Raw genomic sequence first — 23,586 nt, 5'->3', positions numbered from 1 at the left:
CCTGTAGCTATAGAAGAAGGACTCAGATTTGCTATTCGTGAAGGTGGTAGAACTGTAGGTGCAGGTGTTGTTACTGAAATCCTTGACTAATTGGAAAAAATACATAAATTCCCATCGGCGGGCATCCCTTGTGGATGCCCTTAATTTTGTAAAACTGTAAAACCTCATGATTTGGGAGTTTGAAATGGCCAAAAAAGGACCTCGTGAAATAATTCAGCTTGCATGCACAGAATGTAAGAGGAGAAACTACTCTACAACTAAAAACAAGAGAAACACTCAGGAGAGACTTGAGCTTAGAAAATACTGCCCCTGGTGTAATAAGCACACCTTGCATAGAGAAGTAAAATAGGTTATATTCTCTCACGCGAAACATGAAGGGTAGGCCAGTAGCCCAATTGGCAGGGCACCGGACTCCAAATCCGGCGGTTGGGGGTTCAAGTCCCTCCTGGCCTGCCATTTTATTTATTTTTACGGAGGGCTGATGTCCCCTATAACTTTCTTGAAAGAAGTTAAGCAGGAACTTGATAAAGTTACCTGGCCGACAAAGGAAGAGGTCGTAGAGGCTACTATTGGAGTGCTTGTTTTTACAGGTATAATAGCAGCATACTTCTGGGTTATAGATATGATATTTACGAAACTTCTTCAGTTCATAATCAAACAAGGGGTTTAAGTTAATGGCTGAGAACAGATGGTACACCCTTCATGTTCAGTCCGGTTTTGAAGACAGAGTAAGAGCAAACATTGTTAAGGCTCTGCAGCAGGAAGGGCTTCTTGATAAGGTTGAAGAGATATTTATTCCGGCTAACGAAAGAGTTGTAATAAAGGTTGCCGGAAAGGAAAAGGCAGTTTTTCCTCTTAAGGGAGAACCGGTTGCTTATGAAGTGGAGACGGAAGATGGCAAGAAGGTGATTTTTCATATTGAAGACGGGAAGGTGTGGGCAGAGCCGGTAGAAACCAGGAAAGGATGTCTTCCACAAAAACCGATAGGGAGGATTGGCCAGAAGATAAAGTGTCCAGAGCTTAAGGCGGAAGCGAAAATAGAGCTGAGGGATAAGCTTTATCCGGGATACATCTTTATTAAGGCGGACCTTGATAATAGAGTAAGAAGCACGGTAAGAGCCGTTCCAAGAGTGCTCGGATTCGTTAGCACAGGTGGAGAGCCGGTAGTTGTACCGGAATCTGAAATAGTGGCTATGAGAGAAAGACTGGAGAAAGGTGTGCCTAAAGTTACAAAACTTAAGTTTGATAAAGGTGATAGAGTTAAAATTAAAGAGGGTCCGTTTATTGGTTTTGAGGGTGTTATATCTGAGATTGATGCGGAGAGAGAAAAAATTATCGTTCTTGTAAACATTTTTGACAGACAGACACCTGTTGAACTCGAATTTGATCAGATAGAGAAAGTAAGCTAAATGAGATAAATAGCGGAGGAATAAAATGGCAAAAAAGGTTGTTGCTGAAGTTAAACTTCAACTGCCTGCTGGCGAAGCCACACCTGCGCCACCGGTTGGTCCGGCACTTGGTCAGCATGGTGTTAATATTATGGAATTTGTAAAAGCATTTAACGCCGCAACTGCAGATAAGAAAGGACTTGTTATTCCTGTAGTTATCACAATTTATGCCGACAGATCTTTTAGCTTCATAATGAAAACTCCTCCGGCTTCTGTTCTTATAAAGAAAGCAGCCGGGATAGAGAAAGGTGCTCACATGCCTAAGAAGGAAAAGGTAGGTAAGATTACCAGAGAGCAGCTCAGGCAGATTGCTGAAACGAAGATGCCTGACCTTAACTGTTATGATGTTGAGGCTGCAATGAGGATAATTGAAGGGACAGCCAGAAACATGGGTGTTGAAGTAGTTGACTAAAACTTTTCATACTTTACCACCAAAAATGGTGGGAGGCATAAAGAGTTAAAATGCCGATAGGAGGAAGTAATGGCTAAAAAGCACGGTAAGAAGTATATGAATGCTCTTGCCCTGATCGACAGGACAAAAGCGTATCCGATCGATGAAGCAGTTTCTCTCGTTAAAAAGATGGCGGATGTTACAAAGAGAAACTTTGATCAGACAGTTGAGCTGGCGGTGAGACTTAACGTTGATCCCAAATATCAGGATCAGATGGTTAGAGGAAGTGTCGTTCTTCCTAACGGTCTTGGAAAGGACGTAAAGGTTGCCGTTATTGCTCAGGGAGAAAAGCTTAATGAAGCAAAAGAAGCTGGAGCTGATTTTGTAGGCGGTGATGACCTTGTTCAAAAAATACAGCAAGGCTGGCTTGATTTTGACGTTCTTATAGCTACGCCTGATATGATGAGTAAGGTGGGAAGATTGGGTAGAATTCTCGGTCCAAGAGGACTTATGCCTAATCCGAAGACAGGAACCGTTACGTTTGATGTAGCTAAAGCTGTTAAGGAAGCAAAAGCCGGTAAAGTTGATTTCAAGGTTGAGAAAGCCGGTATTGTTCATGCACCAATAGGAAAGGTTTCTTTTGATGAAAAAAAACTTTTAGAAAATGCTCTTGCTTTGGTTAAAGCTATTCTTGCTGCTAAGCCTTCGGGTGCAAAAGGTCAATATATTAAAAGCATGGCTATATCTGCTTCAATGGATCCTGGCGTAAAAATAGATATTTTTGATGCTATTAATAAAGCACAATCTATCGAATAATAGCGCGGGGATTATCCCCGCATTTTCTTGATTTTTCCGACTTAGATTTTATTTTATATTTAGTCGAGTGTCGGGGCGTGGCGTAGCCTGGTAGCGCGCTGGCATGGGGGGCCAGAGGTCGCCCGTTCAAGTCGGGTCGCCCCGACCATTTCTTTTTGGGATTAAACAATGAAAAGATGGTTTTTTATAGTTTCTCTTCTTTTTTTCTCTTCATGTGTATTCCAATCAAAACCTGTAACACAGCCATATCCCTGGAATTTTGTTAAGAGACCGGCAGAAATTTTGAAAGGAGTAGTCAAGTGTTCTGTTTACTGCTCTAACGGTACTAACGTTTCGGGAAAGGCGGTTGTTAAGGTTGATAGTAACAAAGCTCTGGTGAAGGTTTATGGTCCTGCCGGTGTTTACGGCGGAAAGATTGTTATGAGAAATGGAGAGGTTTTTGCAGATGAGAATCTATCTTCTTTTGCAAAGTATCTTTACTCTCCAAAACAGTTAAAATCCATACTTACAGGTTATATCTACGGAAAATCGTATAAAATAATAACACCTTATACTTTGAGGATTTCTTTTGGGAGATTGAAAGAAACATATATGTACGGTGCGGAAGGAATTAAAAAAGTTGTTATATCTGATGGTACCTGTAACCTTGTGATTAAACCTGTTAAGGTTATAGAGGAGAAGAAATGAATTCTTGTGTTGTCATTCTATCCGGAGGTCTTGATTCTACTACGGTTCTTTATTGGGCAAAGAAACATTTTGACGATGTTTACGCGATAACTTTTTTCTACGGCCAGAGGCATAACATAGAAGTTGAAATGGCCAGGAAAATTGCTGAAAATGCACGAGTGAAGGAGCACAAGATTTTTGAGATAGACCTTTCTAGGATTGGAGGTTCGGCTCTCACCGATAAAAGTATAGATGTTCCCGAAGCTCATACTGTTGAAGAGATAAAGGATAGAGGTATTCCGATTACCTATGTTCCGTTCAGGAACGGTATTTTTATTTCAATAGCCGCGGCTTATGCCGAGACAAAAGGTTGTACCGATATAGCAGGCGGCTGGAATGCCGTTGATTACAGCGGATATCCCGATTGCAGACCTGAATTTTTGAAATCGATGGAAGAGACTTTAAATAGGGGAACAAAGATAGGCGTAGAAGGAGTTAGATGGCACATTCACGCTCCTTTGATAAATTTGACTAAAGGAGAAATAATTAAACTGGGGCTTTCTCTAGGTGCTGATTATTCCTATTCTGTCTCCTGTTACAGAGGCGGAGAGATTCCCTGTGGTAGATGTGATAGCTGTGTTTTAAGAGCTAAAGGCTGGGAAGAGGTTGGAGAAGAGGATCATCTTATAAGGCGTCTTAAGAGAGAAGGAAAAATTCAGGAGAGAATATGAGAATTATCCTGCTTGATGCTAATATTCCCGATTTAGATATTGAAGAGAGAGAACTGGAAAAGCATATTTTTTTCACGTTTCTCGTTGATGGTATTTCAAGAGCCTGTTCTCACCAGCTTGTTAGACATAGGCCTGCTTCTTACAGTCAGCAGTCTCAAAGGTATGTTTCTATGAAAGATTTTCCTTATGTAAAGCCTGAATCTCTAAAGGATAAGTTTATTTTATATGAAAATAAAAAGATCTCTTTTGACGATGTTATGTCTTTTTTAGGTGATGTTTATGAAGCGTTTATTGAAGCAGGAGTGCCTAAAGAAGATGCCCGTTTTGTTCTTCCTAACGCCTGCGCAACGAGAATTGTTTTTACCATGAACAGTAAAGAGCTTATTCATTTTTTGAAGCTCAGAACCTGTAACAGGGCTCAATGGGAAATAAGGGAAATGGCGATTAGAATGCTTAAATTACTTAGAGAAAAAATGCCTGAGATTTTTGATAGGGTTGGCCCCGGATGTTTTATGACAGGTGTCTGTCCGGAAGGAGGGAAAACCTGCGGTAAACAGCCAGAAGTTGTTTCATTCTTTGAAAACCTGTAGAATAGGCAGGTTTATGACAGGAGGTTCTTTATGGAAAAAGGACTCGAAAGGGTTATAAGTATCTTGAAAAAGCAGGATATAGGAAAGTTTGATATATATGCCGTTTCTACTGAAGGTTACAGTGTAGAAATTAAAAACGGAAGTGTTGAGAAGGTAAAAGTTCCTGTTAAGAAGGGTGTTGCTATAAGGGTTATTGTTGATGATAGACTCGGTTTTGCCTATACCAGAGATACAAGTGATGATGGTATAAGGATAGCTATTGAATGTGCCAGGGAGAATGCAAGAAGTGCTGATCCTGACGAGTATGAGCTTTCCATGCCTGCTCAATCATCTCTTGATTTTTCTCTCGCCGATGAGAATTTCAAAGATATTCCAGTAGATAGAAAAGTGGAGATAGCCAAACAACTTGAAGAAAAAGTCCGTTCTATGGATAGAAGAGTTAAAGTTGTGAGAAAAGCCTCTTATAGTGATTCTGTAACGAGAGTATTTTATTACAATTCCAACGATCACTCTTTTTCTTACGAAACAACCTCTTTCTCCCTTAGTGTAATGCTTAAAGCCGAAGATGATGGTGACAGTCAGATGGGCTGGGATTTTGATGTTGTGAGATATTTTTCCCGGCTTAATACAGATGTTGTTGCTATGAGGGCTGTTGAAAGTGCCGTTTCTCTTTTAGGTGCAGAACCAATTAAAACCAGGAAAATTCCTGTAATATTTAAAAATGTTGTTTTTGCCGAGCTTATAGATGCTCTTTCTGCCGGCTTTCTGGGAAACAATGTTTTGCGAAAGAAATCTCTGTTTGCAGGTAAGCTGGGTTTTGAAGTTGCTAGTCATGTTCTTTCAATTTATGATAATCCTCATCTTGAAGATGGAATTGGCTCAAGACCTTACGATGACGAGGGAACTGTTACCAGGAAAAAAGCAATTATAGAGAGAGGGGTTCTTAAGAATTTCCTTGTTGATATATACTCTGCCAGAAGATTGAATCATCCGACTACTGGTAACGGCATAAGAGCAGGCATAGCTTCTCTTCCGCAGTCGGGAGTTACAAATCTTGTGATAGAGCCTGGAGCTTTATCTTTTGAAAGCCTTGTAAGAACGCCTGAAGAAGTTCTTGTTATAACAGATGCAATGGGTATCCACACAATTAATCCGATTTCCGGTGAATTTTCCATAGGTGTCAGCGGACTTCTTTTGAGGGAAGGGACAGTTATTCAGCCGGTTGTTGGATGCACTGTTGCAGGTAACGTTAAGCATTTGCTTAATAACATAAGTGAAGTCGGAAGAGACAGCAGGTGGATAGGTAATATAAGCAGCCCTTCCGTTCTGGTTAAAGAGCTTATGGTTGGTGGAGTATGAAAAATAGAAGGAAAGAGAGAGTTGAATCTCTGTTAAGAAGGGAAATTTCGGATATTGTAACTTTTGAAATAGACAAACCAGAAGGGATTAAATTTGTTTCTGTTTCATCTGTAAACGTTTCAAAAGATGGACGGAAAGTGGTGGTTTACATATCGGCTTTAAAAATGGAAGAGGCTGCTGCAATGGTGGAGGTTTTGAATCATGCAGCGGGCTACATTCACCACTTACTTGGTAAGCGCCTGAGGATGAAAGTTGTTCCGAGGCCGGAATTTAAGGTGGCGCCGGATATAAATGTAATGCCGGGAGATGTAATTTGAAAAGGATGTCAAGGAGAGAAGTAGCTCAGCTAATAGAAAATATGGAAGGGAAAATTCTCATTACATCTCACAAGAATCCTGACGGAGATGCTATAGGTAGTGCTTTGGGGTGGTTTAATTTCTTGAGGAAGCTTAAAAGAGATATTAAAGTGATACTTTACGATAATGTTCCGTACTTTTACGATTTTCTTCCCAACGTAGGAAAAATAGTCTCTTCGAAAAGGATAGATAAGCAGTTTGATTGGGCTATAATTCTTGATGTTTCGGAAGTTTCAAGGACAGGTTTTGATTCCATCCCGGCGAAAAATTCTCTTGTGATAGACCACCATGTAACTGCAAATCCTGAAAGTACGTTTGCAGTAGTTGAACCTTCTATGCCCAGCACCTGTGAGCTTTCTCTGGAGATAATGAGACTTATAGGTGAAGATTTAATAGACTATGAAGTTGCCCTTCCTATATATACCGGAATGGTTACGGATACGGGAAGTTTTGGGTATAGTTCTACGACGCCTCAAACTTTGCGAAATGCTGCGTTTCTGCTTGAGAAAGGTGGTATTAATCCTTATACCGTTATAAAGAATCTTTTTGAGAGAAACCGTTTAACGAGAATCAAGTTGCTTCAGAAGGTTCTTGAAACGCTTGATTTTGCCCTTAACGGAAAGATTGCTCATATTACACTTTATCAAAGGTTTCTTGAAGAGACAGGAGCAGGAATAGAGGAGACGGAAGGTTTCATAGGGTATCCCCGTTCGATTGAAGGGGTTGAGGTAGCCGTGTTTTTCAAGGAATATGAACCAGGAAGATGGAAAGTCTCCCTTCGTTCCAAGGGAAGTGTAAATGTTGCAGCTATTTCAAGTAGATTTGGCGGTGGTGGCCATGTTATGGCGGCAGGCTTTGAATATTCCGGTGCAGAAGGACTTGAAAAGCTTAAAGAAGAGCTTTTCCACGCAATTGGAGAGGCTCTTTCTCAGTAATGTTTGTCTCCTATAAGAAATACCGGTCCACCTGGTGTCTGAATGATTTGAATTTTTACTCCGTAGATTTCTGAAAGTATTTTTTCATTCATGATTTCTTCTTTGCTTCCTGCTATAAATTTACCGTTTCCTACGATTATTACCTTTTCGATGTAGGGCCACACAAAGTTAAGATCATGGGTAACCATAAATATGCCGAAATTTTTTTCTCTGTTTAGCGTGGCTATAATGTCCAGAATTTTTCTGGAGCTTTTTATGTCGACTCCCGTAGTCGGTTCATCAAGAAATAAGTAGTGTGGATTGCTTATTAATGCCCTTGCTATTAGTATCTTCCTCTGCTGTCCCCCGGATAGTTTTGAAAACGGCTTCTCTGCGAGGTGGTCAAGCTCTAACATTCTTAACCAGTGGAGTGCAAGTTTTTTATCGCTTTCTTTAACAGGTTCGAATCTTCTTTTTCTGGGAAAGAGACCGGATATTACAATGTCAAGAGCTGTAGCCGGAAATATTTTTGAATAACTTTCCATCTGAGGAACATAGCTTAGAAAATGTTTTTCTTCACAGTAACCGGTGTCCGTGCAGTCAACGCCGTGGATGTATATTTCCCCTTCCAAAGGGGGGACTATTCCGAGTATAGTTTTCAGGAGAGTTGACTTACCTGCACCGTTTGGGCCCACGACTACCCAGAACTCACCTTCGTCCATAAATAGAGAAAGCCCCTTAATCAGGGGCCTTGTTATATCGTAGCCTACCGTAAGGTTTTTAAGTTCGATTCCTCGGTTTTGCATTGTCATTTCATCTTGAGAAGCTGGTCAAAGGGAATAAATCCACGATGGATGTAACCTTTGTTGTTCTCTCCTGGTGGGATGTAGATGATGGTTGGGGTTGCATTTATTCCTTTCTTGAGAAGGTCGCTTCTTATCTTTGTGTAAAATTTTTCAAGTTCCTTTCTCTCTTTTTCCGGTATTTTATTGTAATTCTTGTTTACTTCTTCTGCAAGGCTCTGGTTAAATTTCATAAAGTTACCGTTTCCTCTCATAAAGATGTGTCCCATTGCCTTTTGAGCACCTTCCTTTCTGGCAAGATATGTGTAGTAAACGAATCCTTTTATGGAACGTTCTCCGTGAACTGGAAGAGGGACAAATACAAGTTTTATCCCTTTTTTGAGAGATTCCGCTACCTTTGAGAAGTTCTGGTAACAGAATGGGCAATAGACGTCCCATACTATATAGATAATTTTATTTCCGTTTCCTACAACATGAGGTATGTTGTTTTTGTCAAGCTCTTTAAGGATATTTTTAAACCATGATAGGTCTGTTTTTATCATTTTTTCACGAACTTTAGGTTCTATGACAGAGGCAAGAGGCATACCGCCTTTTGTTTCGGAGTCAAACTTATACAGTTTGAGAGCCATATTTTTGCCGTTGTCCGTCATCCATACGTAGCCGTATATGTATCTGCTTCCGGCTTTATCTTTGAATTTAAGTTTATAAGCTCTGAGGGTTACTGTTTTGTTCGTCGGTTCAACGTCAACGAGTTCAAGATTTTTTCCGCCAGCGTGACCGAACATTTTTTTGATAAGTGTTTTTACGTTTTTTGAATTTGCTGTATCGGTTTGAGCTGTCTGTGTCTGTGCACATGAGAAGGATGTTGTTGCGGCAACTGCAAGAAAAAGATAGATAAGACGTCTCATTTTTTCACCTCTTGTTTCGTTATTTAAAAAAAGGGGGGCGAATGCCCCCTTAATTTTGCTTATTACTTAATCTAATCTTTGCCTGTGCCGCTGCAAGTCTTGCTATAGGAACTCTGAAAGGAGAAGGACTTACATACTGGATTCCTATCTGCTGGAAGAAGTTAATAGAACGAGGATCACCGCCGTGCTCACCGCAGACACCTGTTTTAATGCCGGGTCTTGTTTTGTTTCCTTTTTCTATCGCTATCTTTATGAGCTGGCCTACTCCGTTTTCATCAATATGCATGAAAGGATCGCCTTTTAGGATGCCTTTTTCTACATATTTTCCTATGAATTTGCCAGCATCGTCTCTTGAAAGTCCGAAAGTCATCTGTGTAAGGTCGTTTGTTCCGAATGAGAAGTATTCGGCGTCTCTTGCAAGCTGATCTGCTATAAGTGCAGCTCTCGGAATTTCTATCATTGTTCCTACCTGATAAGGGACTTCAACGCCTGTTTCTACGAAAACTTCGGCGGCAACTCTGTCTATCATTTTTTTAAGTTCTGCAAGTTCCCTGTCATCGGCAATTAGAGGTAGCATTATTTCAGGTTTTACGTCGATGCCTTCTTTTTTGCATTCACAGGCGGCTTCTATGATTGCCCTTACTTGCATTTCGTAGATTTCAGGGTAAGCTATGCCAAGTCTTGAACCTCTAAGTCCGAGCATCGGATTAACTTCGTGAAGTTCTTCTGCTCTTTTCTTTATCTCTTCAACAGAGAGTCCCATCTCTTTTGCTGTCTTTTCAAACTCTTCTTCTGTTTTTGGAAGGAATTCGTGAAGTGGTGGGTCGAGAAGCCTTATGTTGACAGGTAGTCCGTCCATAACTTCAAAGATTGCCTTGAAGTCACTTCTTTGCATCGGCAGAAGTTTTTTAAGTGCTTTTTCTCTTTCTTCTTTTGTCTTTGCAAGGATCATTTCTCTAACAACTGGAATTCTGTCTTCGTTGAAGAACATGTGTTCTGTTCTGCAGAGTCCTATACCTTCGGCACCAAACTTTCTTCCCTGAAGAGCGTCTTCCGGTGTGTCGGCGTTTACTCTTACCTTGAGGTCTCTTATTTCGTCAGCCCACTTCATGAGCTCTTCAAATTCACCTGAAATATTTGCTGGAATGGTTTTGATTTCACCGTGGAAAATTTCGCCGGTTGAGCCATCAATGGTTATGATATCACCTTTTTTGACGACGATATCACCGACACGAAATTCCTGCCTGTCGTAATCGACAGTTATTGTTTCTGCACCGACAATACACGTTTTACCCATACCTCTTGCAACGACGGCAGCGTGGGATGTCATTCCACCTCTTGCCGTTAATATACCTTCTGCAGCGTGCATTCCGTGGATGTCTTCCGGTGATGTTTCATGTCTTACAAGGATTACTTTTTCGCCTTTCTCTTTCATTTCAACAGCTTCATCAGCTGAGAAGACAACTTTACCAGATACTGCACCCGGAGCAGCAGGAAGACCTTTTGTAATAAGTCTTCCTTCTGCGATAGCTCTTTTCTTGTCTTCTTCATCAATCATTGGATGGAGAAGCTGGTTGATGAGAGAAGGATCTATTCTCATTATGGCTTCTTCTTTTGTTATGAGTCCTTCTTTTACAAGGTCAACTGCAATTTTTACGGCTGCTCTGGCAGTTCTTTTACCTGTTCTTGTCTGAAGCATGTAAAGCTTGCCGTTTTCTATTGTAAATTCTATGTCTTGCATGTCTCTGTAGTGTTTTTCTAGAATGTCTCTGATTCTTTCAAGCTCTTTGTATACTTCCGGAAATTCCTCTTCGAGAGATACCTGGGATTCGTCTGTTTTTTGTGACTTTCTAAGTGGTTGTGGCGTTCTTATACCTGCAACAACGTCCTCTCCCTGAGCGTTTTTTAAGTATTCGCCGTAGAATTCGTTTTCTCCTGTTGATGGGTTACGCGTAAATGCAACACCTGTTCCTGAGGTATCTCCCATGTTTCCGAAAACCATTGCAACGACGTTAACGGCCGTTCCGTAATCTTCCGGGATCTTATTGATCTCTCTGTATCTTATGGCTCTTGGGTTGTTCCATGAATCGAATACGGCTCTTACTGCCATTTCAAGTTGTTTATAAGGGTCTTGAGGGAACTCCTGTCCAGTTTCCCTTTTTACCATCTCTTTGTATTTTTTAACGATATCTTTGAAATCTTCGGCCGTAAGGTCTATGTCAGCTTTTGCTCCGACTTCTTCTTTTTTTGCTTCCAGAATTTCCTCGAATTTCTCATGAGGAATGCCCATAACGACGTTACCAAACATCTGGATAAATCTTCTGTATGAGTCCCATGCAAATCTTTCATTTCCGGTGCTTTCAGCAAGGCCTTCTACGGATTCGTCGTTAAGGCCAAGGTTGAGAATGGTGTCCATCATTCCAGGCATTGATACAGGAGCACCTGAACGAACGGCAACAAGAAGTGGTATCTTTCTGTCACCGAATTTTTTGCCAACAACCTCTTCAATCTTTTTCATTCCTTCTAGGATTTCTTCCCACAGTCCTTCGGGGAATTGTTGCCCGAGCTGGAAGTATTCTTTACATACTTCGGTTGTTATCGTAATACCTGGTGGAACAGGTAATCCGAGGTTTGTCATTTCGGCAAGATTTGCACCTTTGCCGCCCAGCAGATCTTTCATCTGTGCGGTTCCGTCCGCCCTTCCGTTTCCAAAGAAATAGACTCTTTTAGCCATTATGCCGCCCCCTAACTTCTAATATTTCTAAAGTTCGCAAATTGCGATAGAGTTTCTGAGATAAGTTTTAAGATTGATAACCTTCGATGCTTGATTTCTTCGTTTTTATCCATAACCATGACGTTATCAAAGAAAAGATCAACGTTTCTTTTAAGAGACCCGATTCTGAGAAGAGCTGATTTGTAGTCTCCGCGTTTAATGTCTTTTTCAATTTCTTCTTTGATGGTTTTAAATGCTTCAAGAAGTTGCCTTTCGTATTCGTTGTCCGTTTCTATTTCATTGCTGGTTGCATGGAAATCTGGCGGTATTATGTTCATCACTCTTCTCATAGTTAAAAGGACAGTTTCAAACTCTTCGTCTTTCCTGAGTTCATCTATTGCCCTTATCCTTTCAACCGCGTCGGTGATATTGTTTGTTACGTCAAGGACTGCATCTATTGTATCTTGGCGGAATTTTTCAGAAAGTAGGGTTTTGAGTCGTTCTTTTATGAAGTTTACAACGTCTTCCGGATTGCTCTCAGAAAGCTTCTTTCCCTGAGATTCATAAATGTTGAATGCAAGGGTAGCAATTTCCATTATGTCTATGAGAATGCCGTTTTCTGTAAGTGTTTTAATTATTCCTATGGCGTTTCTTCTTAGAGCGAACGGATCCATAGAGCCTGTAGGTTTGAGTCCAACTCCGAAGAAACCTACGATATTGTCAAACTTTTCAGCAAGTGATAATGCTATTCCTGTTTTTGTTTTTGCCGTTTGATCATCAGAGAATCGGGGTAGATACTGTTCGAATATGGCTTCAGCTACCTCTCTGTCTTCACCGTCAAGCAGAGCGTAATTTTTCCCCATTACGCCTTGAAGTTCGGTAAACTCTTTTACCATTTCGGTTACAAGGTCTGCTTTTGATAAGAACGCCGCTCTTTCTGCTTTTTCGGAATTGCCTTCAATGAGTTCTGCTATTTTAGGTGTAAGTTTCTGGAGTCTTTCAACTTTTTCAAACATCGTTCCCAGTTTGTCATGAAAAATAACGCCTTTTAGTTCGGGAACTCTTTCTTCCAGCTTCCTCTTCCTATCTTCATTGAAGAAGAAAAGAGCGTCTGATAATCTTGCTCTTAATACTTTTTCATAGCCGTGCCTTATAAGTTCCTCTTCTGGTGGTTTTATGTTTGCGACTGCTATGAAGTAGTTTTTAAGCTTTCCGTTTTTATCCTTTACGGAAAAGTATCTCTGATGTTCTTTCATAACTACAATGGGAACTTCTTCAGGTAGCTGGAGAAAACGTTCTTCAAAGCTTCCCAGCATTGGATATGGAAATTCAACCAGATTGGTTACTTCTTCCAGTAGATCTTCATCATCTATAAGAACACAGCCTGCTTTTTCTGCAAGGTCTTTTGCTCCGTCAAGGATTAAGGATTTTCTCTTTTGAACGTCTGCTACTACGTATCTTGATTCGAGTTCTGATATAAAATCGTCAACCTCTGAAACGTCGAAAGGTTCAGGGGATAGGAATCTGTGCCCTCGTGAAAGATTGCTGCTTTCTATTCCGTCAATGGAGAAGGGCACAGTCTCTTTTCCAAAGATTGCACATATCCATCTTATAGGTCTTCCGAACCTTAAGTTTCCATTGCCCCAGCGCATACTTTTTTTGAAAGGAATTGATCTGATAAGTTCAGGTATTTTTTCAGATAGGATGTTTCTTGTTTCTTTACCTTTTATCGTTCTCTTAATTCCTGCGTAGATACCTTTCTCTGTTTCTATCTTTATCAGTTCTTTTGCGGATACGCCTTTTGAGCGGGCAAATCCTTCTGCTGCTCTTGTCGGATTGCCGTTTTCGTCAAATGCTGCCTTCCATGCCGGGCCGGTTATTATCTCTTCTCTATCAGGTTGCTTTGTGGGAATTCCAGATGCTATGAGAATAAGTCTTCTTGGTGTTCCGAAAATTTCCAGACTTTCTGTTGACAATTTTGAATCTAAAAGGATTTTTTTAAATTGCTCTTTTATACTTTTTAACGCTGGTTCTATGAAAGATGCTGGAAGTTCTTCGGTTCCTATTTCGAGAATAAAATTTTCAGCCTTCACCTGCTGTTACCTCTTTCTCTTTTTTCAAGTATTCTTTTGCACAAAGGTTTGCCAGTTTTCTGACTCTTCCTATGTAAGAAGCTCTTTCTGCTACTGATATTGCGCCTCTTGCGTCCAGTACGTTGAATACATGGGAACACTTAAGACAGTAGTCATAGGCAGGAAGGACAAATCCTTTTTCAACAAGCCTTTTAGATTCTTTTTCATACATGGAGAAGAGATTGAATAGCATATTGACATCTGCTTCTTCGAAGTTGTAAACGGACCATTGATATTCTGATTCTTTGTATAGGTCTCCGTATTTCACTCCGTCTGTCCAGATTATGTCGTAAACGCTATCTACATTTTGAATATACATTGCTATTCTTTCAAGGCCGTAAGTTATTTCAACAGAAACAGGTTTAAGTGTTATACCTCCTGCCTGCTGGAAGTAAGTGAACTGTGTTATTTCCATTCCATCAAGCCATACTTCCCAGCCGAGTCCCCATGCACCTAATGTTGGTGATTCCCAGTCGTCCTCAACAAATCTTATGTCATGTTTGTAGGGACTTATTCCAAGGGCTTCCAGGCTGCCTAGATAAAGTTCCTGAGCATTTTCAGGAGAAGGTTTGAGAATAACCTGAAACTGAAAGTATCTTTGCAGGCGGTTCGGGTTGTCGCCATATCTTCCGTCAGCTGGTCTTCTGCAGGCTTGAACATAAGCTATGTTCCACGGTTTTGAATCAAGAACTTTTAAAAATGTAAAAGGGTGCATTGTTCCTGCACCCTGTTCTACATCGTAACTTTTTCCTATGACACAGCCTTTTTCTGACCAGTAGGTTTCCAGTTTAAAAATCAATTCCTGAAAAGTCACCGTATTCTCCGTTTACCCATAATTTCACACTTATTTTAAAATCTCTTCTTCAGGTAGTCAAACGCCCGCTTTTACTCTGGAATTGCTAATAATTTTAACATTAAATTTTTCGTATCGATCGACTAAACTATCCGATTTTAAAATAGTTTTTATTATGAAATTATTTTTGATGATGGTAAAAATGATAAACTATCTGAAGTTTTTAATATTTGACAAGGAGCGGAAACTCCGCTCCAAAAGATTAATTATTTTTTAATTTCTTCTGCTATTAGGTCGCCTATTTCTTCAGTGCTTACTTCCTTGCATCCTTCTGACATGATGTCTTTTGTTCTGTAACCTTTTGCAAGAACTGCTCTGACAGCTCTATCTATGGCTTTTTCAGCTTCAGGCATGTGGAAGGAATATGTAAACATCATGCCTGCAGAGTTTATTGTTGCAATTGGGTTTGCAATGTTCTGACCTGCAATGTCAGGAGCAGAACCGTGGATCGGTTCGTAAAGGCCTATTCTTCCACCGATGCTTGCAGAAGGGAGCATCCCGAGAGAGCCTGTAAGCATGGCACATGCGTCAGACAAAATGTCACCAAACATATTTGTTGTAACTATAACGTCAAACTGCTTTGGCCATCTGATTATCTGCATTGCCGCGTTGTCAACATACATATGGTTGAGTTCAACGTCCTGATAGTTTTTGTGAACTTTTTCAACAACTTCTCTCCAGAGGACAGTTGCTTCAAGGACGTTCGCCTTGTCAACGCTGGTAACTTTTTTGCCTCTTTTTCTAGCAACTTCAAAAGCTACCTTTGCAATTCTTTCAACTTCGTGTTCATAGTATCTGAGCGTATTTATACCTACTCTTTCATCACCATCGATAAAAATACCTTTTGGGATACCAAAGTAAATACCGCTGTTTAATTCTCTTACAACCATTATGTCAACGCCTTTTACAATTTCCGCTTTAAGTGAAGATGCATCTATCAGTTCGTCGTAAAGTTTTGCAGGTCTCAAGTTTGCAAAGGCGTTAAGGAGTTTTCTCAGTCCCAGGAGTGCCCGTTCTGGTCTTATTGAGAATTCAAGATTGTCCCACTTGGGGCCACCTACAGCACCGAGGAGAACTGCATCAGATTTGAGAACGATTTCTTTTGTCTCTTCCGGAAAAGGATTTCCAGTCTCGTCTATTGCAGCTCCGCCGATAAGGCCGTATTCGTAGTTGATTTTGAAGTTAAACTTTTCAGCAACTGCATCCATAACTTTTATAGCTTGTTTTACAATCTCCGGTCCTATTCCGTCTCCAGGAAGAACCGCAACGTTAAACTCTTTCAACTTTTTGCCTCCTAAATTTTATTTTTCTTGAAGCTTCTGTTTTGCGTATTCCATTAATCCGCCAGCATCCATGATTTTTCTTATTTCAGGAGGGATCGGAGTGGCTTTAAATTCGGTTCCTTTTGTTATGTTTTTGATTACTCCGGTTGCCGGATTAACTTCTACGATATCTCCTTCTTCTATTCCCTCTACTGCTTCCGGTGATTCGAAAATGGGTAATCCTATGTTTATACAGTTCCTGTAAAAGATTCTTGCAAATGATTTTGCAATAACAGCTGAAACGCCGGCAGCCTTTATCGCTATTGGGGCGTGCTCTCTTGAAGAACCGCATCCGAAGTTTTTTCCCCCTACGATTATGTCACCTTTTTGAACTTTTGAGGGGAATTCAGGATCAGCATCTTCCATACAGTGTTTTGCCAGTTCTGCCGGATCTGAGGTGTTAAGATACCTTGCAGGTATGATTTCATCAGTATTTATATCGTCTCCGAACTTAAAAGCTCTGCCTTTGTAAGTTTCTTCTGACATCCATGCCTCCTTAGATTTAAATAGTGATGAAATTTTAACATCTAATTTTGTAACGAAGTATTGGTTACGGCTAAATATATGTTACTATCTCAAATCATGGTATTTTTGCCTGATTATAATGCGGGTTAGTCTTCTTCGCTATATATTTAAAGTTTGAAATATATTTAAGGTATGGTGGTAGGATGAAGATAAGGACAAAGTTCATACTGCTCCTTTTTGTAATGGGTTTTTTTGGTTTTTTGGCGGCAACTACCGGAATGTATAGCATGCGCGTTCGTGAAAAGGTAGATGAGAAGATTGAAGCTGTCAGCACTGAAAGGTATCTTCTTGAAAGGATGCTCCTTGATTATGCTGTTTCTTACGAGAAAAATTTTTCGGGGAAGGAAAGAGAGGATTTAAAAAGAACAATTTCTATCTTTGAAAAGAATCTTTCAGCTCTTGAAAAAGGTGGAGAATTTGTTCATTTTACCGGTTTAAAGCATGAGTCTTCTTTGAAAGAAAAAATAGAGATCGATAAAGGTTTATGTAAAGAGAAAGGATGTCCGGCTGAGATAAAGATAATCAATGAACAATGGAAGCGTTTGAAGAAAGAGCTTTTAAGCGGAAATGTTCCTTTGGAGAAGATAAGAAGAGAAGCAGCTTCAATAAGGGAGGCATTTGGACGTATTGAGGATAGGTTAAGGAAGAGTGATGAAAGGCAGCTCTTTTATAAATTGGAGAGTATTTATATAGTTCTGGGAACCTTTGTCTTTGTTTTGATAGCTTTAATGTTAAGGGATGTTTCTTACAGGTTAGGCAAGTTAACTTATGCCATTTCAAGTATTCCCTCTGGGCTTGTGTGTAAACTTTCAAATGTTCCTGATAAATATAAAACAAATGATGAGATAGGAGAGGCTTTTAGAGCTGCGGAAGATACAGCCAAGTTAATCTTTACACTTCTTGGCAGAATAAAGTTTATGCTTCAGAATTTCCAATCCGGCAGAATTGAGAAGATACGTGTTGATGACCTTGAAGGTAAGTGGAAAGATATAGGTGAACTTTTGAATACTATATCCGATAAATGGGCAGAAGCTGCACAGGCAACTTTGAGATGGATAGAGTGTTTTAAAGGGCTTAGATCATGTGAAACTTGCGAGAATCGTTTTAACTGCATTGTTCCGGCGGACAATAGAGGAATTTATAAACAGATCTATGGAACGCTAAAAAGACTTAAAGATGAGACGATGGTTGCAGCTGATGAAATAGAACGTTTCAGGGAGGAGGTTTCAAAAGCGATAAGAGAAGGGAAGAGTTACATTCCGTCAACAATTGATTATTCTAAGATTCCAGAGTTTCTTATCCATATAGCGAGAGCACTTGAAGATATGGCTATCTATCTTATAAATGCGCTTTCAAGCCAGAAAATTTTTCTTGCCACGATTTCTCATGATATCAGGACTCCGTTGAACGGCATTATCGGATTTTTAAATCTTTTGTCTCAATCGGATAAACTTGACGAAAAAGATAAAGAGTATGTGGAGCTTGCCCTTTCAAGTGCGAAACAGCTGTTGAGCCTTGTTAATGATATTCTTGATGTGGCAAAGATTCAGGCTGAACAGATAGAGCTTTACACGGAGCCTCTTAACATAATAAAAGTTTTGAAAGAAACAGCTTATGCTTTATCTTCAAATCTTAAAGAAGGTGTGGAGCTTAAATTTAATTTCCCTGAAGATGAGATATGGGTTGTTGCAGATGAAAAGAGAGTTAAGCAGATATTTTTCAATCTCCTTTCCAATGCAGCTAAGTTTACGGAAAAAGGTTATATAGAAGTGGGTCTTAAGAAGAAAAAAGACCAAGGGGATCTTGTTAAGCTTCTATTTTATGTTAAAGATACAGGAATAGGTATTCCTTATGAGAAGCAACCGCTCCTTTTCAGGCCGTTTTCTCAAGTGAAAAGTCATATAAGTAAAAAAGTTGAGGGAACAGGGCTTGGGCTTTTTATAACGAAAAAACTCGCAAATATAATGGGTGGGGATGTCTGGGTAGAAAGTGCTCCCGGAAAGGGTTCTACATTCTATGTTTTAATTACACTTAAGAAGACCAAAGCACCTGCCAGACAATCAGCAATGAAATCTATAAGCTGTAGGCATGTTGATAAAAATCTGAAAGTTCTTGTTGCCGAAGATGTCCTGGTAAATCAGATATTTATAAGAGAGCTTTTGAAAAGGAAGTTCGGAATAGAGCACGTGAGAATCGTTGACAACGGTAAAAAGGCGGTTGAAGAGGCAGAAAAGAACGAATACGACATTATACTTATGGATTTAAAGATGCCGGAGATGGACGGATTAACTGCCGTTAAAGAGATAAGGAGAAGAGGAATAGATGTTCCAATTTTTGTTCTTACCGCCGATGCTTTCAGAGATTCAGAAGAAAAGGCAATGAAGGCAGGAGCAGATGGTTACCTGGTTAAGCCTGTTGAGTTTGCGCAGTTGTGTAAGGCTTTGACTTATGCAACAAAATATAAAATGCGGAAAGAAAAAGACGGCAAATAACAGACAGTTGCTTCTCTTTAGTTATATATCATATATTCACGTATGAAATATCTCTTCTTGTTGGAGTCTTGCAATGGCAGAAGAAAGAGAAAAAGTAGGAGTATGTCTTAACGAATCAACGCCCAGAGAAGTTGCGTTTATGAGTCCAGGCAACATTTCTCTCGGGGATTATGTTGAGCTGGAGTATGAGAATGCCCGCGTTCTTGGTTTTGTAAAGTCTTTGTCCTGTTCAAATCGTTTGTTTGATAATGATTTTGATTTTAAAGATGTTAACAGGTTAAAAGAGATTTCAAGTGATCACAGGATTTTATACGGTAAGATTTCCATTCTGGGAGATGTTGACAAAAATATGTTTATTCCGAGGGTTCCTCCTCCACCCGGGACAGATGTTTATCTTGCCTCATCGTCCACTTTAAAGAAAGTTTTCGGTGGAAGCGATGAAAAGAAAATATGTATAGGTTCTCTTCTTACCAGAGAGGATGTAGATGTTTATGTTGATGTTGACCAGATAGTTAGCAGACATCTTGCCATACTTGCCGTTACCGGTGGCGGGAAGTCAAATACAGTTTCCGTAATTATAGAAGGTATGCTGGAGAAGTTTGGTTCTATACTGGTTTTTGATATGCATGGAGAGTATGTAAACTTTGATTATAAAATAAATGGAGAAAGTATCGTTAAGAAACTTGATTTAAAACTCAATCCCGTTCATCTGAGTTACAGAGAGTTCAGGCAGTTTGCAAATGTTGATGATAATTCTTTTATTCAGGACAGATATTTGAAAAGGGCGTTCAAAAAAGTTATAGATGAAATATCAACCGGTGTGATTCAGGTGGATAATTTCTGGGAAAGGCTTTTAGGGGAACTTGAATATTATAAGGAGCTTGCTTCAGATAAAGATAGCGACATAAGAGAGGACAGAAAGTCCATAATTGGTGTTATTAATAAAGTTGAGGATATGAAAGAAAGTTACAGTGAGCTTTTTGATCTTTTTCAGAAGCCGATTGCTGAGCAGATAGAGCCTGCACGTTTGAACGTTATCGATTTTTCGCATGTTGATGAAAAGGTAGCAGATATTATAGTGAGTCATGTTTTAAGAAATATGCTTGAAAAGAGGAAAAGGTATGTTCACGGGTATGACGGAGGGCTTGAATTTCCAGTTTTCTCGATACTTGAGGAAGCCCATATTCTTGCGTCTTCTTCCGCACGCACCCGTTCAAAATACTGGATATCAAGGGTTGCAAGAGAAGGTAGAAAATTTGGATTGGGTCTTTGTCTTGTAAGTCAAAGACCCAAGGCTCTTGATGTGGATTCGCTTTCACAGGCGAACAACATGATAATTTTGAAACTTGTTGAACCGAGCGATCAGAGGCACGTTCAACAGGCTGCGGAAGCTCTGAGCAGTGAGCTTGTGGAACAGCTTTCGTCTCTGAATGTTGGTGAAGCCCTTATAATGGGGAAAATGATACCTGTCCCTGCCCTGGTTAAGATAAGACGCGCAAGGGGTAAAAAATCTGGTAACGACACAAGTGCTGTCGAAGAGTGGAAAAAGATTGCGAAGAAAAAGGAGAAGTTGCTTGAAGAAATAGAATCTTTTTACACTGACAAGGAGGAGTTTTGATATATAAAGAAAAGAAAAAAATAGCCCTTATGTCGGTTTTTTTAAATTTGACTCTGTTTTTGATTAAGCTTTCAGCAGGCCTTGTTTCTAATTCTGCATCTTTGATAGCCGATGCAATTCATTCTCTATCCGATCTGGCAGCGGCGATTTCCGTTTATGCTGGTATAACCATAGCGAATATGAAATCAAAAAACTTTCCTTACGGTCTTTACAAAGTCGAAAATATAGTTGCCATAATAAGTTCTTTTGCGATTTTCCTTGCAGGATATGAAATAGCAAAACATTCTCTTTTCGGTGGAATGGAAGAGAGGATAACGAATCTTCTGGTAGCTCTTGGAGCTATTGTGTTAACGCTTATTCTAACGCTCCTGTTTTCTCTTTATGAGAAGAAAAAGGGAGAAGAGCTTAATTCTCCGAGTTTGATTGCTGATGCGGAGCATGTTAAAACTGATATGTTCAGTGCTATTGTTGTTTTAGTTGGTGTTATCGCGAACTATGCCGGTTATCCGTGGATAGAAAAGATAGCTGTCGCTATAGTTGTATTGCTTATATTCCATGCCGGTTTCGAAATACTTCTTGAATCTCTCAAAGTTTTGCTTGATGCTTCTATAGACAGAGAGACTCTTGAAAAGGTTAAGAGCATCATGCATGAATTTCCAGAAGTTGCTGGGATAAAGTCTATAAGCGGGAGGAATTCTGGAAGTTACAAGTTTATAGAGGCGGAAGTTTACGTAGATTGTGATTCCCTTGAAGAAGCTCACAAAATTATAGATGCAATAGAACAGCAGGTAAAAAAAGAAGTTCCTTTCGTTGAGAAGGTAATAATTCATCCTGAGCCTTACGAGCCGGAAAAACAGGTGATAGCGATTCCTCTTGATTCGGAAGATAAAGTGTGTGAGGGATTTGGAAGATGTGATTTTATTCTTGTTGCCGTTGTTGATAAGAAGAAAAAGCTGATAGAAAATGCCAAACTTTACGTCAATCCTGTTAAAAATATAGAGAAAGGAAGAGGTATAGAGCTTGTTGAGTTCTTAAAGAGCAAGGGGGTAACCTGCATAATTCTTTCTAAACCGCCTTCTCACAGAGGTGTTCTCTATGCAATGGCAGAGAACAGGGTTAAACTGGCAGTTGTTGATGAGATAGGAAATCCTTATGATTTTTTGAATGATTTGGTTTCTAAAGGTTTGAAATGCCAGTCTCCTCTTTTGTTTTTAAGGGAAGTGATGGGAGGAAATGAATGAAAGCCAAAGATTTAATAGAGAGAGATTCTGTTTACGGTCATTTAAATGTTGCAGTTTTTGTTGACATGCAGAATCTCTATTACGGTGCGAGGAATACGCTTAAAAAGAAAATAGATTTTAAAAGGCTTCTTGAGATAGCCGTTAGAGGACGAAAGCTTCATAGAGCAATAGCTTATCTTGTTGACCTTGACAATGTTAATCAGGGGAGTTTCTTATATGTTTTGAAAAGTTTAGGTTACGAGATTAAATTGAAACAGCCCAAAAAGTTTTATAGCTGGGATAAGATTGAATATAAAGCTGATTGGGATATGGGTATAGCTATTGACGCAATAGCAATGGCGGAGTCTGGAAAGATAGATGTTGCCGTTCTTATGAGCGGTGATGGTGATTTTGTCGATCTGGTTAACTTTCTTAAGGCTAAAGGCATAAAGGTAGAAGTTCTTTCTTTTAAACAGATTACCGCAAAGGAGTTGATTACTGCGGCTGATGAATATATAGACCTTTATGAAGTTTCTGATTTTATAGTTTTTAAAGAGGAGAACGGTCATGGTGGTGAAGATATTTCCCCTGGGGCTTTTGACGGTTAATACCCTTTTTGTTTATGATCCCGAAAGTAAAGAAGGTATGATTGTCGATCCTGCAGGTGAGCTTGATGAGATAGTTGGAGTAGCAGACCGAAACGATGTAAAGGTAAATTATATAGTTAATACTCACGAACATCCAGACCATGTGGCCAAGAATGCATGGGCAAAGATAGAGTTTTCTGATGCCGAGCTTTTAATGCATCCTGCGGCTGCTGAGAGTATTAACCGCTGGATCGAATCCGATTTCGGCAGAAGTATCGGTGCAGAGTATTCTCCTCCGCCGGACAGAACGATTAATGATGGTGATGTTCTTGAGATTGGAAAGTATAAATTCAAAGTTTTTCACACTCCCGGTCATTCTCCCGGAAGTATATCTCTATTTAATGAAGATGATAATTTTGTAATTGTTGGAGATTTGATATTTAAAGGTAGCATTGGCCGTTATGATCTTCCCGGAAGTGATTATGAGACGCTGAAAAAGTCTATAGTGAGGCTTCTTGATAAACTTAATAAAGATACGGTTATTATTCCTGGTCATGGTCCTACAACAACGGTTAAACAGGAGTTACTTGATAATCCCTTTATAAGGGAGTTTATTATATGACGACGGGCACTCATATTCTTGCCGGAGTTGCGGTTGCTCTTTACTTTAAGTTGCCGATTTTTCCGGCTGTTTTCGGTTCTGTTTTTCCCGATGTTGATTTGAAAAAAGGCTTCCCGAAAAAGAGAACGCTTTTTAATTCTCATAGAGGTATAACACATCATGTGGCAATACCTGTAATTTTGACGTTTATGTTATTTTTTTTTAAGGATGTTATTCCATCTGTTATTTTCAGAGACGTTTTATCCTTTTCTCTGGGTTATGCCTCTCATCTTTTGCTGGATTCTCTTACACCTCTTGGCGTCCCTGTTGGATTTTCCTATCGCCAAAGGTTTTCCTTTAAGCTTTTAAAAAGTGGTAAACTTTCAGAGATAATTGTTGCACTTCTATTGCTTATTTTTCTGGCAGGGATATTTAAGAAAGAATCTATTACTCTGGAATCTTTTTTCGGCAGGGATAATATTTCATTTCTAATGAATATGCTAAAATAGGCTTTGTCGTAAATAATATCTGAAGTTTAGGA

Annotated in this window: 25 protein-coding genes and 2 tRNA genes; 20 read left to right on the top strand and 7 right to left on the bottom strand. The window is 39.7% G+C overall.

All coding sequences use genetic code 11. From position 1 onward, the window contains the following. The 14 genes from BLW93_RS04705 to BLW93_RS04640 form a co-directional block, all read left to right on the top strand. Positions 1-90: EF-Tu C-terminal domain-related protein (locus BLW93_RS04705; RefSeq protein WP_144444011.1), on the top strand; the 90-nt coding region annotated here is incomplete at its 5' end. Positions 91-184: 94 nt separating this feature from the next. Further along, the gene (gene rpmG, locus BLW93_RS04700; protein WP_076712945.1) at positions 185-349 is read left to right on the top strand and encodes a 50S ribosomal protein L33; all 165 of its coding nucleotides are present in this window, start codon (positions 185-187) and stop codon (positions 347-349) included. 31 nt (positions 350-380) lie between these two features. Further along, positions 381-456: transfer RNA gene (locus BLW93_RS04695), tRNA-Trp, on the top strand. Positions 457-481: 25 nt separating this feature from the next. Then, complete coding sequence (gene secE, locus BLW93_RS04690) at positions 482-670, top strand: preprotein translocase subunit SecE (protein WP_076712944.1); 189 nt, start codon at positions 482-484, stop codon at positions 668-670. Positions 671-674: 4 nt separating this feature from the next. Beyond that, positions 675-1,409, top strand: coding sequence for a transcription termination/antitermination protein NusG (gene nusG, locus BLW93_RS04685; RefSeq protein ID WP_076712943.1), 735 nt, complete (start codon positions 675-677; stop codon positions 1,407-1,409). 25 nt (positions 1,410-1,434) lie between these two features. Beyond that, entirely contained in the window at positions 1,435-1,860 is a 426-nt protein-coding gene (gene rplK, locus BLW93_RS04680) for a 50S ribosomal protein L11 (RefSeq protein ID WP_076712942.1), read from the top strand. 69 nt (positions 1,861-1,929) lie between these two features. Beyond that, positions 1,930-2,655, top strand: a complete 726-nt coding sequence (gene rplA / locus BLW93_RS04675; protein ID WP_076712941.1) for a 50S ribosomal protein L1 — start codon at positions 1,930-1,932, stop codon at positions 2,653-2,655. Positions 2,656-2,726: 71 nt separating this feature from the next. Next, positions 2,727-2,803, top strand: a tRNA-Pro gene (locus tag BLW93_RS04670). Positions 2,804-2,823: 20 nt separating this feature from the next. Beyond that, entirely contained in the window at positions 2,824-3,342 is a 519-nt protein-coding gene (locus BLW93_RS04665) for a hypothetical protein (protein WP_076712940.1), read from the top strand. Beyond that, positions 3,339-4,052, top strand: a complete 714-nt coding sequence (queC, locus tag BLW93_RS04660) for a 7-cyano-7-deazaguanine synthase QueC (protein ID WP_076712939.1) — start codon at positions 3,339-3,341, stop codon at positions 4,050-4,052. The genes BLW93_RS04665 and queC overlap by 4 nt, the downstream gene beginning before the upstream one ends. Then, the gene (gene thyX / locus BLW93_RS04655) at positions 4,049-4,642 is read left to right on the top strand and encodes an FAD-dependent thymidylate synthase (protein WP_076712938.1); all 594 of its coding nucleotides are present in this window, start codon (positions 4,049-4,051) and stop codon (positions 4,640-4,642) included. Before queC ends, thyX begins: the two co-directional genes overlap by 4 nt. Before the next feature lie 30 nt (positions 4,643-4,672). Beyond that, positions 4,673-6,001, top strand: a complete 1,329-nt coding sequence (locus BLW93_RS04650; protein WP_076712937.1) for a TldD/PmbA family protein — start codon at positions 4,673-4,675, stop codon at positions 5,999-6,001. After that, positions 5,998-6,318 carry a 30S ribosome-binding factor RbfA gene (rbfA, locus tag BLW93_RS04645; RefSeq protein WP_076712936.1) on the top strand — a complete coding sequence of 107 codons (321 nt, stop codon included), beginning with the start codon at positions 5,998-6,000 and terminating at the stop codon, positions 6,316-6,318. The genes BLW93_RS04650 and rbfA overlap by 4 nt, the downstream gene beginning before the upstream one ends. 5 nt (positions 6,319-6,323) lie before the next feature. After that, entirely contained in the window at positions 6,324-7,292 is a 969-nt protein-coding gene (locus tag BLW93_RS04640) for a DHH family phosphoesterase (protein WP_076712948.1), read from the top strand. On the opposite strand, the gene BLW93_RS04635 is transcribed toward BLW93_RS04640, so the two are convergent. From BLW93_RS04635 to leuD, 7 genes are all read right to left on the bottom strand, one after another. Continuing rightward, complete coding sequence (locus BLW93_RS04635) at positions 7,286-8,077, bottom strand: metal ABC transporter ATP-binding protein (RefSeq protein WP_076712935.1); 792 nt, start codon at positions 8,075-8,077, stop codon at positions 7,286-7,288. The two genes, BLW93_RS04640 and BLW93_RS04635, sit on opposite strands and share 7 nt — an antisense overlap. 2 nt (positions 8,078-8,079) lie before the next feature. Then, positions 8,080-8,982 (bottom strand): DsbA family protein, encoded by a 903-nt coding sequence (locus BLW93_RS04630; RefSeq protein WP_076712934.1) that lies wholly within the window; start codon positions 8,980-8,982, stop codon positions 8,080-8,082. 49 nt (positions 8,983-9,031) lie between these two features. Continuing rightward, complete coding sequence (gene ppdK, locus BLW93_RS04625) at positions 9,032-11,716, bottom strand: pyruvate, phosphate dikinase (RefSeq protein WP_076712933.1); 2,685 nt, start codon at positions 11,714-11,716, stop codon at positions 9,032-9,034. Positions 11,717-11,727: 11 nt separating this feature from the next. After that, on the bottom strand, positions 11,728-13,788 hold the full coding sequence (gene glyS / locus BLW93_RS04620) for a glycine--tRNA ligase subunit beta (protein WP_076712932.1): 2,061 nt from the start codon (positions 13,786-13,788) through the stop codon (positions 11,728-11,730). Then, positions 13,778-14,641, bottom strand: coding sequence for a glycine--tRNA ligase subunit alpha (locus BLW93_RS04615; RefSeq protein WP_076712931.1), 864 nt, complete (start codon positions 14,639-14,641; stop codon positions 13,778-13,780). Before BLW93_RS04615 ends, glyS begins: the two co-directional genes overlap by 11 nt. Positions 14,642-14,886: 245 nt before the next feature. Further along, positions 14,887-15,963 (bottom strand): 3-isopropylmalate dehydrogenase, encoded by a 1,077-nt coding sequence (gene leuB / locus BLW93_RS04610; RefSeq protein ID WP_076712930.1) that lies wholly within the window; start codon positions 15,961-15,963, stop codon positions 14,887-14,889. Between the two features lie 18 nt (positions 15,964-15,981). Further along, on the bottom strand, positions 15,982-16,488 hold the full coding sequence (leuD, locus tag BLW93_RS04605) for a 3-isopropylmalate dehydratase small subunit (RefSeq protein WP_076712929.1): 507 nt from the start codon (positions 16,486-16,488) through the stop codon (positions 15,982-15,984). A gap of 182 nt (positions 16,489-16,670) precedes the next feature. Between leuD and BLW93_RS04600 the strand changes: the two genes are divergently transcribed. The 6 genes from BLW93_RS04600 to BLW93_RS04575 all read left to right on the top strand — a co-directional run bounded on the left by BLW93_RS04600 (position 16,671) and on the right by BLW93_RS04575 (position 23,554). Continuing rightward, positions 16,671-19,019: a hybrid sensor histidine kinase/response regulator gene (locus tag BLW93_RS04600; RefSeq protein WP_076712928.1), complete on the top strand. Its 2,349-nt coding sequence runs from the start codon at positions 16,671-16,673 to the stop codon at positions 19,017-19,019. Positions 19,020-19,092: 73 nt separating this feature from the next. Further along, a complete protein-coding gene (locus BLW93_RS04595) occupies positions 19,093-20,637 on the top strand; it encodes a helicase HerA domain-containing protein (protein WP_076712927.1) in 1,545 nt (514 codons plus the stop codon). Continuing rightward, positions 20,634-21,878: a cation diffusion facilitator family transporter gene (locus BLW93_RS04590; RefSeq protein ID WP_076712926.1), complete on the top strand. Its 1,245-nt coding sequence runs from the start codon at positions 20,634-20,636 to the stop codon at positions 21,876-21,878. The genes BLW93_RS04595 and BLW93_RS04590 overlap by 4 nt, the downstream gene beginning before the upstream one ends. After that, positions 21,875-22,465 (top strand): LabA-like NYN domain-containing protein, encoded by a 591-nt coding sequence (locus BLW93_RS04585; RefSeq protein WP_076712925.1) that lies wholly within the window; start codon positions 21,875-21,877, stop codon positions 22,463-22,465. Before BLW93_RS04590 ends, BLW93_RS04585 begins: the two co-directional genes overlap by 4 nt. Then, positions 22,425-23,066, top strand: a complete 642-nt coding sequence (locus tag BLW93_RS04580) for an MBL fold metallo-hydrolase (RefSeq protein WP_076712924.1) — start codon at positions 22,425-22,427, stop codon at positions 23,064-23,066. The genes BLW93_RS04585 and BLW93_RS04580 overlap by 41 nt, the downstream gene beginning before the upstream one ends. Further along, entirely contained in the window at positions 23,063-23,554 is a 492-nt protein-coding gene (locus BLW93_RS04575) for a metal-dependent hydrolase (RefSeq protein WP_076712923.1), read from the top strand. Before BLW93_RS04580 ends, BLW93_RS04575 begins: the two co-directional genes overlap by 4 nt. The last annotated feature ends 32 nt before the right edge of the window (positions 23,555-23,586 follow it).

The sequence above is a fragment of the Desulfurobacterium indicum genome (assembly GCF_001968985.1).
GTDB lineage: Bacteria > Aquificota > Aquificia > Desulfurobacteriales > Desulfurobacteriaceae > Desulfurobacterium_A > Desulfurobacterium_A indicum.
Note: the sequence above shows the minus strand (reverse complement) of the source record. Positions and strands in the feature narration are given on the sequence as shown.